Source organism: Armatimonadota bacterium, from assembly GCA_036504095.1.
GTDB lineage: Bacteria > Armatimonadota > DTGP01 > JAKQQT01 > JAKQQT01 > DASXUL01.
In genome coordinates this window covers 88,706-104,528 of sequence record DASXVS010000079.1, presented here as the reverse complement: position 1 = coordinate 104,528, position 15,823 = coordinate 88,706, and the positions used below count along the sequence as shown (strand labels likewise).

At 62.6% G+C, this 15,823-nt stretch carries 7 protein-coding genes; all 7 read left to right on the top strand.

Translation table 11 applies throughout. The features are described from left to right. Nucleotides 1-7 precede the first annotated feature (7 nt). The 7 genes from VGM51_17985 (at nt 8) to VGM51_17955 (ending at nt 15,788) form a co-directional block, all read left to right on the top strand. Nucleotides 8-940 (top strand): glycyl-radical enzyme activating protein, encoded by a 933-nt coding sequence (locus VGM51_17985; GenBank protein ID HEY3414927.1) that lies wholly within the window; start codon nt 8-10, stop codon nt 938-940. A gap of 5 nt (nt 941-945) precedes the next feature. Beyond that, the gene (hypD, locus tag VGM51_17980) at nt 946-3,306 is read left to right on the top strand and encodes a trans-4-hydroxy-L-proline dehydratase (protein HEY3414926.1); all 2,361 of its coding nucleotides are present in this window, start codon (nt 946-948) and stop codon (nt 3,304-3,306) included. 39 nt (nt 3,307-3,345) lie between these two features. Next, entirely contained in the window at nt 3,346-4,158 is an 813-nt protein-coding gene (locus VGM51_17975; GenBank protein ID HEY3414925.1) for a metalloregulator ArsR/SmtB family transcription factor, read from the top strand. A 69-nt stretch (nt 4,159-4,227) separates the two neighbouring features. Then, nucleotides 4,228-7,110: a DUF5695 domain-containing protein gene (locus VGM51_17970; protein HEY3414924.1), complete on the top strand. Its 2,883-nt coding sequence runs from the start codon at nt 4,228-4,230 to the stop codon at nt 7,108-7,110. Continuing rightward, nucleotides 7,107-8,966, top strand: a complete 1,860-nt coding sequence (locus VGM51_17965; GenBank protein ID HEY3414923.1) for an NPCBM/NEW2 domain-containing protein — start codon at nt 7,107-7,109, stop codon at nt 8,964-8,966. Before VGM51_17970 ends, VGM51_17965 begins: the two co-directional genes overlap by 4 nt. A gap of 184 nt (nt 8,967-9,150) precedes the next feature. Further along, nucleotides 9,151-12,006, top strand: coding sequence for a sialate O-acetylesterase (locus VGM51_17960; protein HEY3414922.1), 2,856 nt, complete (start codon nt 9,151-9,153; stop codon nt 12,004-12,006). A gap of 65 nt (nt 12,007-12,071) precedes the next feature. Then, nucleotides 12,072-15,788, top strand: coding sequence for a DUF6055 domain-containing protein (locus tag VGM51_17955; GenBank protein ID HEY3414921.1), 3,717 nt, complete (start codon nt 12,072-12,074; stop codon nt 15,786-15,788). Nucleotides 15,789-15,823 lie beyond the last annotated feature (35 nt).

The following is a 15,823-nucleotide window of genomic DNA, read 5'->3' as shown; positions in this document are numbered from 1 at the left end:
CTCAGGATTGCCGACAACCCTGAACAGCGAAGTGACGCATGCGGGAACCGTCTTCAACGTGCAGCGCTTTTCGCTGCACGATGGCCCGGGTATTCGCACGACGGTCTTCCTGAAAGGCTGCCCGCTCCATTGCGACTGGTGCCACAACCCGGAAAGCCAGGCCGGCGAGCCGGAGTTGGCCGTGCTCTCGAACCGCTGTATCGGGTGCGGAGGGTGCATGGCGGCGTGTGAGCACGGGGCGGTGCGTCTGGAGGGAGGAGTTTCCGTCACCGATTGGGACCTTTGCGAGCGCTGCGGCGAATGCGTCGAGGCGTGTCCAATGGCGGGTCGAACCTTGCTGGGGCAGCAGATGACGGTTGCCGATGTTCTGGAAGAAGTGAAGCGGGACCGTGATTTTCACGAAGAATCAGGGGGCGGCGTCACCTTTTCCGGCGGCGAACCGCTGGCACAGCCGGGTTTCCTTCTGGCGTGTCTGCAAGGCTGCAGGCAGAGCGGGATTCACACGTGTGTAGACACCTGCGGGCACGCCAAACGCAGCGTATTACATAAGGTTGCGGCCTGGACGGACCTGTTTCTATATGACATCAAGATTGTCGACTCGGAACTCCACCGGAGATTCACCGGCGTGCCCAACGAGATTATACTGGCCAACCTGAAATGGCTGTGCTCGCACGGCAGCACCGTTTGGCTGCGGATGCCGCTGATACCGGGCGTGAACGATGACAGCGGAAATATCGAGGCGGTAGTCCGGCTCATCGACTCCCTGGCCTATCGGCCACCGATTCAGGTACTGCCATATCACGCGATCGGGTCGCACAAATATATCCGGTCGGGCAGGACGGATCCGATGGGTCTGACGAAGCCGCCGGAGGACGCGCGGGTGCACGAGATCGTGGAACGCATGTTCGAGTTGGGCGCAGCGGCGAGCCTGGGAGGATGATACAGATGACGGAGCGGGTATTACGACTTCGGAACCATAGCCTGGAGGAGATGCCGTCGGTATCGTCCGAACGCGCCGTTCTGATGACCGAGTTCTACCGTGAGCACGAGGGGAAACACTCCGTTCCCGTGCTGCGGGCCATGGCATACCACCATCTCTGTGCCCACAAGACGGTGTACATTGGCGACGGGGAGCTGATCGTCGGCGAACGCGGCCCTGCACCGAAAATCACGCCCACTTACCCCGAATTGACCTGCCACACGATCGAGGACCTGGATATCCTCAACACCCGTGAGAAGACAAGCTACGCCGTCCCCGCGGAATGCCGCAGCGCCTACGAGGAGACCGTCATCCCCTACTGGCGCGGACGCTCCATGAGGGACCGCATCTTCGAGGCCCTTCCCGATGAATGGAAACGCGCCTACGAAGCAGGCATTTTCACGGAGTTTATGGAACAACGGGCGCCTGGCCATACCGTGGCGGACGGCAAGATGTACCGCAAAGGACTGCTCGACTTCAAGCGGGATATCGCCGAAGCCATCGAGCGGTTGGACTACCACGCCGACCCCACCGCCCATCATCGCCATGAACAACTGACGGCCATGGATATCGCCGCGGACGCGACGATTCTGTTCGCGCAGAGGCACGCCGATCTCGCGCTGGCAAAGGCCGCCGAAGAGACGGATCCCGCCCGAAAGGCCGAACTGGAACGCATCGCCGCAGTTTGCAGCAACGTCCCGGCCCACGCCCCCCGGGATTTCCAGGAAGCCATCCAGATGTACTGGTTCTGTCACCTGGGCGTTATCACGGAGCTGAACGGCTGGGACTCGTTCAACCCCGGCCACCTGGACCAGCATCTTTGGCCGTTCTACGAACGCGGATTGAGCGACGGGACCCTCGACACCGAAACCGCCCGCGAATTGCTGGGCTGCCTTTGGGTCAAGTTCAACAATCATCCGGCGCCGCCGAAGGTCGGAGTGACCGCGGCGGAAAGCGGTACATACACCGACTTCGCCAACATCAATCTCGGCGGCCTGACGCGAAACGGGGAGGACGGTTCCAACGATCTATCGCTCCTGATGCTTGAAGTCATCGACGATATGCACCTCCTTCAGCCGAGCAACAACGTCCAGATTTCGCAGCGAACGCCGAATGAGTTCCTCCGCGCGGCCTGCCGCGTGATTCGGAAGGGATACGGGTTCCCCTCGGTATTCAACGCCGACGCGGTGGTCGATGAGCTTCTGCGGCAGGGCAAGAGGCTCGAAGACGCCCGCGAGGGCGGAACGAGTGGTTGTGTCGAAGCCGGCGCGTTTGGCAAGGAAGCGTACATCCTCACCGGCTACTTCAACCTCGTCAAATTGCTGGACCTGGCGCTCCACAACGGACGGGACGCCCGCACGGGCGATCAATTGGGGCCCCAGACGGGAGACCCCGCCGGGTTCACGGGCATCAGCGACGTCATGGAGGCGTGGGACCGTCAGGTACGCCATTTTGTGGATGTGAAGGTCGCCGGCAGCCAGATCATTGAGCGTATGTACGCTTCGTACGCGCCGGCCCCGTTCCTCTCCATCCTCATCGACGACTGCATCGCGAACGGGAAGGACTACAACGAGGGCGGCGCCCGGTACAATACATCCTATATCCAGGGCGTCGGCATCGGCACGCTCACCGACTCGCTGGCGGCGATCGACGCGCACGTGTTTCAGGGCAAACATATCGCGCTGCCGCAGATGGTCGCCGCGCTGGATGCGAACTTCGAGGGGCTTGAATCGCTACGCCAAACGCTTGTGAACCGATGTCCCAAGTACGGCAACGACCTGGACGCCCCGGACGCGCTGATGCGCAACGCTTTCGCGCGGTTCTACAATGCCGTGGAGGGCAGGCCGAACACGCGGGGCGGTGAGTATCACATCGATATGCTGCCCACGACCTGCCACGTATACTTCGGCGCCGTCACCGGCGCTACGCCGGACGGACGGGTCGCGTGGGCGCCGGTATCGGAGGGGATCTCACCGGTGCAGGGAGCGGACCGGTGCGGCCCAACCGCGGTATTGAAGTCGGCGGCCAAGATGGACCACAGGTTGACGGGTGGAACGCTCCTCAACCAGAAATTCACGCCGCAGGTGCTGGACGGCGAGGCGGGCATCGAGCGGATGCTGCAACTGATTCGAACCTATTTCCGTCTGGGCGGCCACCACGTCCAGTTCAATGTCGTGAGCGGGGAGGCACTGCGCGAGGCGCAGGAGCACCCTGAGGAGCACCGCGATCTCATCGTGCGGGTGGCCGGCTACAGCGACTATTTTTGCGACCTGAGCCGCAGCCTGCAGGACGAGATCATCCAGCGGACCGCACACTCGGAGTTCTGACGCAAGAGAAGTGACCAGTTCATCCAAGGAGCGAATACCGTGAGACTGCGCCGGCTAAAACTGAACAGCGTCGATGCTGTGGAAGTGTTCAAGGCACTTGCCTCCGAAACGCGCGTGGCAATCCTCCGCGCGCTTGCGGAAGCCCCCAGGAACGTGAGCGCACTCAGCGAGATGATGGGCATCTCCCAGTCCGCCACGACCAAGCACATCCAGCAGCTGCAGGCTGCCGGACTTATCCAGTTCGAGCACCTTCCGGGCGCCCAGGGCACGCAGAAACTCTGCAGCCTGCGCTACGAGATGCTCAACCTGTTCTTCAACAGCAAGAATCTCCCGCGGATGGGGGCAGGCGACCTGCAGCATGGGCCGGCGGGGACAGTGGAAGTTGCCGGAATCCGGTGGCTTCCCGAAGAAGCCGAGGGCCGGATACACGCGATGGACGTGGATTCCCCTGCGTCCCAGGTCCTGTTCATCAACAATTCGGATACCCCGTACGAACGTTTCTGGCTGAACCTCGAGGGAAAGCGCGAGAGTTACGGGCTCGTCATGCCGGGCTCGGTCGTAAGCCAGGCAACTTGGGCGAAACACGCATGGTTGTTGACGTCACCGGACGAGACCGTGCTCGGCGTTTTCGTGGTGAAGGAGCCGGTGGGTTGTATCGTCATCGGCAAGCCCAGAAAGCCTGTTTTGGCTGGCCCCACGGAACCTGTAAACGGCTCGGGCCAAATGCTCGGGGCAGGGCCTGAGCGGATCGCCGCTGGAACGGACCATGAATGCGCTTCCCGGGATGGCGCGAGTGGGAAGGCGCGCGCCGCCTCGCCGAAAACGCCGCCGGTAGGCGTGCCGACTGCCTGATATCGCCGGGCGAAGCCCACGGATGCACGCTCCCCGCGCGGGTGAAAGGCTTTCAGGAGTCCGCACACTATGAAACGCAGCACCTCTATCGCGGCGACCGTGCCATTGATGATGGCTTCGCTGAACGCCAGCGCAATGGATATCACCCTGGCCAACCCGTTGTTCCACGTCATCATCGGCAGCGATGCCGGCGGCATTACTTCGCTCAAGCGGACCGACGATCGCATCGACACGAATTACGTGTGGGATGGCAGGGCCATCGGCCAAATTGTGATGAGATTTCGGCGAGCCGGTGACGCCTGGACACAATGGGAATCGTCCTCCCAGGCCGCCATAAGGACGACGACGCAGGACGCCCCGGAACGCGTCACTGTGGCGTACGCGTCCTCGGGCACGGTGCCCGGTCCGCTCGCGATCCATGAAGGTTATGCGCTGGAAGGCGACGCGTTGGTGTGGACGATTACCATCGCGAACGGGTCCTCAACACCCATCGAGATCGGCGATCTGGGAACTCCCCTCCCGTTCGCGACCGACTACAGCGGCGAGTCGGCGGCCACGTTCAACAAGAGCGTTATCCGGCACAGTTTCATCTCGGGAGACGGCTCCTTCATCTACTGCCAGCGGCCGAGCGGCGTTGGCCCGTACCTGGTGATGACTCCGGCCGCCGGTACGCACCTCGAGTACTACACCGATCGCGAGTATCAGCACGATCGCCATCGCATTTACACCGCTTACATACATGCCCTGGTTCAGGCTAATGAGACTGACGCCGGCGGCACGTGGCGCCAGCCCATCTCCAGCAAGACCCTGGCGGCCGCGGGCAGCGCCGGCGACACCGTAACGTACTCCTTCAGATTCACCTGGGCGAAGGACTATGCGGGTGTCAGACAGGCCCTGGTGCGCGAAGGACTGATCGACGTTCGGACGGCTCCCGGTATGGTCATACCACAAGGCATGCCGGCGATGTTTTCTCTAAAGACCCGACAACGCATCCTGTCGGTTGAGGCCGAATTCCCGGACGAGACGACGGTCCGGTTGGTCAAGACCTCGGGTCCCGACACTCGCGTTTATCGCATATGGTTCCGGCGGCTCGGCGAGAATCGACTGACCGTGAACTACGGAGATGGCGCCCGCTTGTATCTGGAGTTCTTCAGCACGCAGCCCCTGGAGACCCTCATCAGGAAACGGGCCGATTTCATGGTCCGTAAGCAACTGATTCGAGGCACCGGCAAGTGGTACGACGGACTCTTTTCATTATGGGATATGAGATCGGGAGTGCTCCGCAGCCCGGACGACACCGGCGGGCTGCGCGCGTATATGGTCGGCGGCTCCGATGACCCCAGCAACTGTAAGGCGCCCTACCTTGCATTGAAGAACTTGTCGTTTCCCGTTCAATCGGAAATCGATGCCATCGAGTACCACTTGCAGCACTTCGTATGGGGCGGGCTTCAGCGCAAGGAGACGGAGACCCCGTATCCATTCGGGATATACGGCATCGACAACTGGCACGTCAATCGGACCAGCGCCGACGGATTCGGCTCGGGCGGCAATGGACAGGAGCACCTCTGGCGATCCTTCGACTACCCCGCGATGTTCACCTTGTACCATGCCATGTACAAGATCGCCAAACGCTACCCCGGAATGACGCAATACCTGGACGCGCAGGGCTACCTGGACCGCGCTTTCGGTACGGCCAAGGCGTTCTTCGTTGTCCCCTACTCCATCAAGGCGTGGTGGGGCGGCTACCCGGACTGGACGTACATGACCGGCGAGTACAACGAGGTCTGCCTGCCGGAACTCATCGATGACCTCTATCGCGAAGGACGGGCAGCGGACGCGTACTGGCTGAAACGGGAACTCGAGAAGAAGGTCAAGTACTTCGTCTACGACAACCCTTATCCTTACGGATCGGAGTATCCCTTTGACTCGACGGCGTATGAGACCTCGCATATGCTGGCGAAGTATGGCGTTACGCACGAATTGAAGCCGGACACCAAACTCTGGAAGGACCACAATTCCGGCCAGTGGTACTCCCACCCCAAAGTGGAGAAGTCGGATTTCGAGGCGTTCCTGGGCAAACAGATGTCCGCGAACATCGCCGATCGAGGGTGGCTTGAGCCTGCGTACTATCTGATGGGGAGCGACATTCGGGGCGGCGGTAACGCGCATTATCTGCTGAGTTACATGGCGCAAATGGGTGGCTGGGCCGTCCTGGACTACGCCCTGAACTACTCACCGACGCCCGAGGACCACATCGCCCTCGGTTACGCGTCGTACCTCAGTTCGTGGGCGCTCGTCAACGCCGGCGACGCGAAGTCGAACTACGGCTACTGGTTTCCCGGCGAAAAGAACGACGGTGCTGCGGCGTGGGCGTATGAACCGCTGAAAGTGGCCAAGCCCTGGTACGGCCTTCCGCAGGGAAGAGGCGCATGGGGGTATGATGGCGAAATCGACCACGGCTTCATGGGCGCCCTCCGTACCGCGGCGACCATCGTGGTAAACGATCCCGTCTTCGGCCTTTTCGCCTATGGCGGCAGCGTGACCCGCACTCCTGACGGCGTGAAGGTAATCCCGATGGATGGCCTGCGGCAACGCGTGTACTTTCAAACTTTGAAGCCTGCGGTGCACATGGAATTGGAGCAGGACGGCTTCGTAACTGTTCGGCTCGCGCGGGCAGCGGATGGTGCGCCGCGACGCCTGGCGTTCAGCCTGGAGAACAGATCGGGGCCGGCGCATCAAACAGTACTGAACGTTTCGGGTCTCCCGCCGGGCCGGTATGCGGTGAGCGTTGGACGATCACGCCGGCCGATTCGAATTGCGGCGGCCGGCGCGACCACCGTAGTGCTGGACATCCCGGCAAGGCCGGCATGCAGGATCACCATCGAAAGAATCGGCGCCGTCGCGGCGAAGGCGGCGGTAAGACGGCCCGAAGCGAGCAGGAGCAATACATGAAGTTGCGGGCAGCGGCCGTGTGCACGGCGTATTTCATCGTTTCAGCGGTGACGGCGAGCGGCCAAACGGGCAAAGGGCCATCGCATTTCCATCAATGGGCGCCGACGCCGCCAATGGGCTGGAACAGCTATGACTGCTTCAGCTATGGCGTCACCGAGCAGCAGGTCCGGGACAACGCCGACTTCATGGCCTCCCGCCTCAAGAAGTACGGGTGGAAGTACGTGATAGTGGACTACGTTTGGTCAGCGCCTCCCGTGGGTCCCGGCTTCGCTCCGCAGCAGGACGCCGCCTTCCAGCCGAGGCTCAATATGGACCGCTATGGCCGGCTTCTGCCAGACGAGGCGAGGTTTCCAACCGCGAGGGGCGGCAAGGGGTTCAGAGCGCTCGCCGCGTATGTCCATTCGAAAGGACTGAAATTCGGTATCCATTTGATGCGCGGGATCCCCCGCCAGGCCGTCGCCGCAAACGTTCCGGTTTTTCACTCCGGCGCGCACGCGAGTGACGCCGCCGACACGAAAAGCACGTGCGGCTGGCTGAACCACATGTACGGGATCAACACGGAGAACCCGGCGGGGCAGGAGTACCTGGATTCGATCTTCGAGTTGTACGCTCAGTGGGGCGTCGATCTGGTCAAGGTGGACGATCTGAGTTACCCGTACCACGAGGCGGAGATCGCCGGATACCGCAAAGCGATCGACCGCAGCAAGCGCCACATCGTGTTCAGCACTTCGCCGGGCGAGACGCCGATCGAGGCCGCGAAGCACGTGTCGGCCAACGCGAATATGTGGCGCCTCCTGGGCGACCTCTGGGACGATTGGCCGGGCCTCAAGCACGCATTCGAGGTTTGCCACCGCTGGGATAAGGTGACGGGGCCGGGGCATTGGCCGGACCCCGATATGCTGCCCCTAGGCCGCCTGCGGAAGTATGGGCCGCCAACCGGAAGGGCGGACTCAATGTCCGCTCTCAGCCGGGACGAGCAGCGAACGCTGGTGACTCTATGGTGCATCGCGCGATGCCCGTTGATGTTTGGCGGCAACCTGCCCGAGACCGACGCGTTCACGATGGGTCTCATCACGAATCCTGAAGCGCTGGCGGTAAACCAACGCGGCCAAAACGCCCGGCAGTTGTCCCGGAAGCAGGACCAAATCGTATGGGTGGCGGATGTCCCTGGCTCACGTGACAAATACGTGGCGCTTTTCAACGCCTTTGACCCTGGATCGACTCCGGTCGATACGTCCCGCGCGGCGTTCCGCAGCGGACTTGTCACCGCGAATACCCCCGGCCAGGCCATCGACGTCAGCGTGGACATTACGGGCGCCAAACGCCTGACTCTCGTCGTTGACGATGGCGGAGACGGCTTCGCTTGCGACCACGCGGATTGGGCCGAACCCAGGCTCATCGGCCCCGCCGGTGAACTCAGACTCACCGAACTCAAGTGGCGACGCGCGACGGCCGGATGGGGCAAGGTGGGCATCAACAGGGGTGTCGACGGCAATCCCCTGGTCATCAACGGCGCGCCCGTTTCCTACGGCATCGGGACGCACTCGAATTCCGTGATTGATTACGAACTCCCGAGCGGATACACCCGGTTTACGGCCCGGGCCGGCCTGGACCAGTCCGGCGTCTCCCAGAAGCTCGGTTCCACGGTGCGCTTCTTCGTGATCACGTCGGCCACCGCGGCCGAGGAACGTCCTGACCCGAAAGTCGGGGTGAAACTGGCGGACCTGGGCTTCCGGAAGCCGTGCCGCATCCGTGATCTATGGCAGCGAAAAGACCTCGGGGCCTTCGCCGGCGAATTCACGCCGATACTACCGATGCACGGCGCGGGATTGTACCGCGTCGCTCCCGCGCCATAGAGCGAATACCCGACTCGGCGTGCTCCGCCGGCGGGAATCGAGCGCAACTATGTATCCGAACAGATGCGTCCGGCGCCGCGCCCGGGCCCTTGATATGACAGGCGTCTACAGATATGCCGGCAGCACATTCGTTCACTATTCTGCGGAAAATGGACGGAGCAGATAACGTAGGAGGCAGATATCCGTGAAATACGGCGCATTTCTCCGGACAGCGACAGCCTTGTTCCTGGCGGCAGCCGCCGCGAGAGCGGAGGTCACCCTGTCCACCCTGTTCAGCGATCATATGGTCCTGCAGCGCGGCAAGCCCGTCCCGGTCTACGGGACCGCGTCACCAGGCGAGCGCATCACCGTGTCCTTCAACGGCAGGTCGGTTTCGGCATCGGCCGACGCCCAGGGCACGTGGCAAGTGAACCTTGCGGCGATGCGAGCGAACCCGAAGGGGCGTCGCCTCACTGTTGCCGGGACGAACTCCATCATCATCGACGACGTCCTGGTCGGCGACGTCTGGCTTTGCAGCGGGCAGTCCAATATGGACATGCGGCTTGGCGGGTGCAACCGGCCTACCGACATCGCCGGGGCGGACTACCCGGGCATCCGGCAGTTCAATGTGCCACTGGTGTCATCCGGGGTTCCGCTGAAGACCATTCGGGGACACTGGACCGTGTGCACACCGGCCGCCGCCAGCGGCTTCTCAGCCACCGCTTTCTACTTCGCCCGGAGAATCTACGAGGATCAGAAAGCCGGTGTTCCGATCGGGCTTCTGGTGTCAACCGTTGGCGGCACACGCATCGATGTCTGGCTTGCCCCCGAAGGCGTGACGGACATCCCGGTGCTGAGTCCCCTGTACAGCCAGAAGGTTTTGCCGTGGGGCCCTTTCTCCCTCTTCAACGGCATGATCTACCCCTTGGCGCCCTACGGCATCAAGGGCGCGATCTGGTATCAGGGCGAGAACACCGAGGTCACGAAGCAATCCGCCGACAGCTATTTCCTGAAGATGAAGGCGCTCGTCCAGGGCTGGAAGCGCCTCTGGGGCATGGACGACTTCGCCTTCTACTACGTGATGATCGCCAACTGGGGGTCGCTTCCGCCGGGCAGTACGCCGGAGACGACGCCGTTGGGCGGTTGGGACGCCGATACACGGCTCCAGCAGACCAACGCGATGGCGCTTCCTCACGCAGGGATGGCGTCGGCCATCGACATCGGCGAATCGGACGATTGGCATCCGAAAGACAAAATGGACGTCGGCGACCGCCTGGCGCTCTGGGCGCTGAAGAACGACTACGGGCGCGCCTCGCTGGTCACGAGCGGGCCCGTCATCAAGTCGGTCGCTGTGTCCGGGTCAACGGTTGTCTGCTCGTTCCGAGACGCGGGAGGCGGGTTGATTGTCGGCTCCAAACCCCCATACAGAGCGACTCAGGAAACCCCCGGCGGCCCGTTGAACCGGTTTGTGATCGCAGGGGCGGACGGCGTGTGGTATCCGGCCACAGCGGGCATCGCCGGCAACACAGTGGTCGTTTCCTCACCGTCCGTTACCGCTCCGCGCAAAGTGTCGTACGCTTTCTGGCAGAACCCGTTGGGCTGCAATCTCTACAACAGGGAGGGCCTTCCGGCCGCGCCATTTTACGTTGACGACGTGACCAAACGCTGCAAAATCACCGCTTCATCCGGACCGGGTGGAACCATCAGCCCATCTGGAACGAGCGTGCTTCTGCCGCGCACGACCGCCCTCTACAACATCCGACCAAAAGCGGGGTACTTCATTCGGGATGTGAGAGTTGACGGCGTATCGGAGGGCTCCCTAAGGGATTACACGTTTGATCCGGTCTACGCGGACCACACCATAGCGGCAACGTTCAGCAGAAAGGCGCCGGCCTATACAATCACCGCCACGTCAACCGGGGGAGGCACCCTGAGTCCCACTGGAACCGTCAAGGCTTTGCAGGGTCAATCGACGGCGTTCAGGATTGTGGGGAACCGTGAGAACCTTGTCGACGTGACCGTTGACGGGGCGCCGATGGGCCGGCGGTCTGGCGTGACGTTCACCGACGTCAGGGCCAACCACACTATTTCGGCGGCCTTTTCGGTCACCATCAAAGCGACCGCCGGCTACGGAGGAACGATCTCCCCCGACGGCGTGGTGCCCGTGAAGTACAACGCGAGCACGACCTTCACTTTCGCCCCGATCCCCGGATACTCGATCCTGAATGTGAAGGTTGACGGCGAGGACGTGGGTGCAAGCGCCACACATGGCTTTCTCAATGTGAAATCGCCTCACACAATCGCCGTGACGTTCAAAGGGCCGGGCGGTGCGGGAAGCGTGCCGCGAACCGACGATTTACTCTTCGCGTGCCGCGGCGATTCGCTGTCCTCAGGCGGCGCTGCCTCGTGGCCGGTAGACGTTCCCGCCGGCCAAACGCTCGCCCCGATCGGGGCGCCAACGGTCGATGCCATCGACGGCCACAAGTACGCCTCGATGCGCTTTGAAGAGGGCGACGGCTTCACCGTAGGCAAGTACACTTCGCCGATAGCATGCAACGGCGCAAGCATCGTTGTGGTCGCGAAGCCGATTCGCAACGGCGCGGCGGCGGGGTGGACTTCCATAGTGGATGTTTTCTATGACCGGCTGATCCTCGGCATACGCAACGATTCAGGACTGGTGTGTGTCCGGCGCAACGGGAGCACGGATGACAGCAGCGCAGCCATCCCAAGCGGCCAGATCACGATCCTGAGCCTCATCGTACAGCCGGACGGAACGTACAAGGCGTACGCAAACGGCACGGAGATAATGTCGAACACCGCGCCCAGTCCCATGACCTCGCTCGTGCCGGGAGTTGCCGGCCCGTACGCCGACAGCATCACGATCGGGCGCAACGCGCCTGATGCCTGGACGGCGTTCAACGGTGACATCGGCGACGTGTATCTTTACAAGGCCGCGCTGACCGACGTGGAGCGCAGGCAACTTGAAGCATACCTGGCGAACAAACTCTCCGCCGAGCCGGCAAATCGGGATCCTTCCCGCACAGGGCGTCAACGAGGCTGAGATTCGTGACATTGACTGTGAGCTTGAGCTCCCAAGAAAGGATGAGCAGGAGATCGATGAGGATAATGAACGTTTCGCTGGAGGCGCTGGCTGTGCTCGCCTGTTTATCCATCGGCCCCGCCGGAGGCGCACCGGCGGCCGGCGCCCCATGGCTGGACAACGAGCGGCAATTCAAGAGTGACGACCCGAAGATCAACTTCCGACGGTCGGACCACTTCCGCATCGGCTGGGGGCAGGGCGCCGCGGCGAACAAGGACGAAAACGCCGACTTCGGCGCAGTGACGGAGCAGCTCGCCCAGGGCAACCTGCAGATGCTCGAGCACGTATGGCACCGATACCACGACCCCGAACCGCTGGGCATCGGCTTCCACGCCCCGGGAGAGTCAAGCCAGCCGAAAACTCGGGACGGCAAGTTCTACCGGGCGAACCTGTATATGAACAATACGGGCATCTGGGCCGGTGGCGCGTGGGGATCGAACGACGATTGGGGCCTGCCGATCTTCGCTCTGCCGCCAACATATCTTGCTTTCGATCCGCCGTCCGGGGCCACACCGCACGAATATGGCCACACAACCCTCATCAACGCGGGCGGCTTCAACGACACGCCGTACGACGGGATGTGGCACGAGGCGACAGCCAACTGGCTGCAACTCCAGTTCCTGAACGCCTACTCCGGTCCCGGCGGCGTTGGCGTACAGCCATACCTTTCGATGCCGCACGGGCGCAACTATTACGATGCCTGGCAGATCTACGAATACCTCGCCGAAGACCCCCGGTACGGCTACCCGTTCATCAACAGACTGTGGACCCAGGCCAACGGCAACAAGGCCAGGGGCGGCGAGTATATCTTCGACGCCATGGTCCGCCTGGACACCTCCGGGTCACCGGACCCGTACAACGCCATCAAGGACGCCATCGGCGGGACGGCGGCCCACAACGTGATGTGGGACTACCGCCGTCAACCGTTCTTCCAGAAACAAAGCGCGCGCACGATGGACCCCTTCATGGAGATGTACCGGCGGGCCTATACCGAACTGACCCGGAGACAAGGCGACACCACGTGGTACCGCGTCCCGTTCTCCGAAGCTCCGATGCAGGGCGGCTACAACGTCGTCCCCATCGCTTTGAATGGCAAGGAAGGCGGCGGGTACAAGGTATCAATCAACTTCAAACCGCTCTGGGATGCGACCCGCGGTTCGGACTGGCGGGCGACGTTCGTGGCGGTGAACGACGCCGGCGAATCCCGCTACAGCACGATGTGGAACGGCGGCGTCAACTCGATCACACTTGCGGCCGACGAGAACCAGCTCTTTTTGGCGGTCGCGGCCACTCCCGATTTCATGGGTTTTGAAGGATTTTCGCACCCCCTCATCTCCGATCTGCCACTCCAGCCGCAGGCCTACGAGATTGAATTCCTGAACACGAAGGCCGGCCCCTATGAGACAAAACCCGCCAGGCCGGCGGGCGTGACGGGCAAACCTCACTCGAACGGCGGCGGCTTCGTTGCCGATACCGCCAAAGTGGACGCCACAGCTTACGTCGGGCCGGACGCGATGGTCCTTGGCCAGGCGCAGGTCCTCGGCAACGCCCGGATAGAGGACAGAGCGGTAGTAATGGGCAACGCGGTGGTCAAGGACGACGCCATCGTCAGCGGCTACGCGCTGGTGAGAGACAACGCACAGGTATCCGGTCACGGCAGGGTACGCGACTGGGCGACGGTGCAGGGAAGGTGGACCGTCTCCGAGTACGGCCGTGCCTTGGAACACGCTTTCCTGCTCGATCGCGGCGAACTGACAGGACACGGCACCATCAAAGGGAATGTCCCGGACTACGGCGGCGCGAAAACCAGTGGCTATGCCATTAAGGAAGGCGACTGCGCCAACGGCGTCCCCATCTCCAAGCAGGTGCTCATGTGCTGGGTCTGGGGGGCCGATCAAGCCTACGCGGACGCTCAGCCCGACACAGGGGGGCTCTACTGCGACTTCACATTCGCCAGGCAAAGTCCGATCTACGCGCTCGACAAGTTCGGCGTGATGCACGGATACCTGATGGGCGCACCGAAGTCAGTCGCGCTCGCGGAAAAGGCGCTACCCGGCGCGCTTCAACTCAATGGCAAGGACCAGTACGTCGAACTGAAACGCGACGTGGCGGACTTCACCGACACGACCATCGCCGTCTGGGTGAAATGGGCGGGCGGCGCAGCGGATCAGCGCCTTCTCTACCTCGGCGACGGCGCCGGGAAATACGCATATCTGACGCCGAAGGATCCCGACACCGGCAAACTTAGATTTGTGATCAGCACAAATGGAGTGGGCGGCGAGCAGTCACTGGATGCGCCGGGCCCGTTGCAGCCCGGGACCTGGACTCACGTTGCCGTCACTCTCAAAGGCGACACCGGAACGTTGTATGTCGACGGCAACCCGGTTGCGACCAACAACGCGCTGACGCACAATCCGGACATGGTCCTCGGTCCCAACGTGCTGAATGGGAAAGACAACACCTTCCTCGGTCGTGGTCCCGAGGGTCAGTACTTCAGCGGCCTGGTCTCGGATTTCCGCGTTTACGTGCAGCCGCAGGGCGACGGCGTGATTGCCGCGGCCGCAGCCCTTCTGCCGGATCGCAACGCCTCGCCGGTAGCACCTGTAGTGACGGCAACTCGTAAGCTCTCGACGCCCGGCTTCCTGCTGAAGCCAACCGTGGCCGGCGCCGATGCCGTCGTAATGTCCGCGCCCAGGCCAGGAAAGGACGCCAAAGGAGTCGAGTACGCGTTCGTCTGCACGGGCGGCGGAGGCCACAACAGCGGATGGACCAGCAGCACCCGCTTCACGGACTGCGTCCTGACGCCGGGCCAGACATATTCCTACGCATGCAAGGTGCGCGATGGATCGGGCAACGAGACCCCGCTATCGGCACCCGTCAAGGTCACGATCCCGAAGCCCGCCGTGCCGGATGGCGCGTTTGAAAGCGAACCGCGCGGAATCAGCGGAACGTCGATCCGTATGACCGCCAGAAAGGCTCCCGCCTCCGCCGGTGCCGTCGAATACCAGTTCACTCGTGACGACGGCCACACGAGTGGCTGGCAATCGAGCCGTACGTGGACGGACTCGGGACTCGCCGCAGGCTCCACCCATGCATACAGAGTCCAGGCGCGCAACGCTTGGGGTACGGTCGGCAAGGCATCGTCCGGCAAATCGGCGGTCGCTCGCGATGATACACCACCCGCCCGGTACAAGGTTGGCGAATGGCGAACACTCCCCTATTCGACTCTGACGAACACTATCTCGATGAAGGCCATGTCGGTCACGGGCGAGAATGACAGCCCCAGGATCGAGCCGGATCCGGTCGAGTACTACTTCCACTGCGTGAGCGGCAATGGACCGGACAGCGGCTGGATACACACCGCGACCTGGCAGTCGGCGCCGGTGCCGGACGGCACCTATCGCTACGAGTTCAAGATGCGTGACATCTCGCCTCAACACAACGAAACACCGTACTCGAGCGTTGAAACCGCAACCGTCTCGACGACGACCGGTTACCACGATTACCCGCTGGGCCAGGTGGCCCGGCAGGCCGAAGGCGTCCTCGTTGCCTTCAAGGGCAAGGTGACCGCCGTCGAACCGAAGGCCTACACCGTGTCGGCCGATGGCGCCAGCGTCAAAGTGGGAACGCAGGCCGTTGCCGGCGCGACCGATGCCGCACTGAAGGACCGTGACGTTACGGTAAAGGGCTGCGTGTGGACGCGTGACGGCGAGAAGCGAGTCCTCTGGGCCGAAGTGAAGTGACCGAACGCCCCGCCGGCCAACCGCCGGCGGGGCAA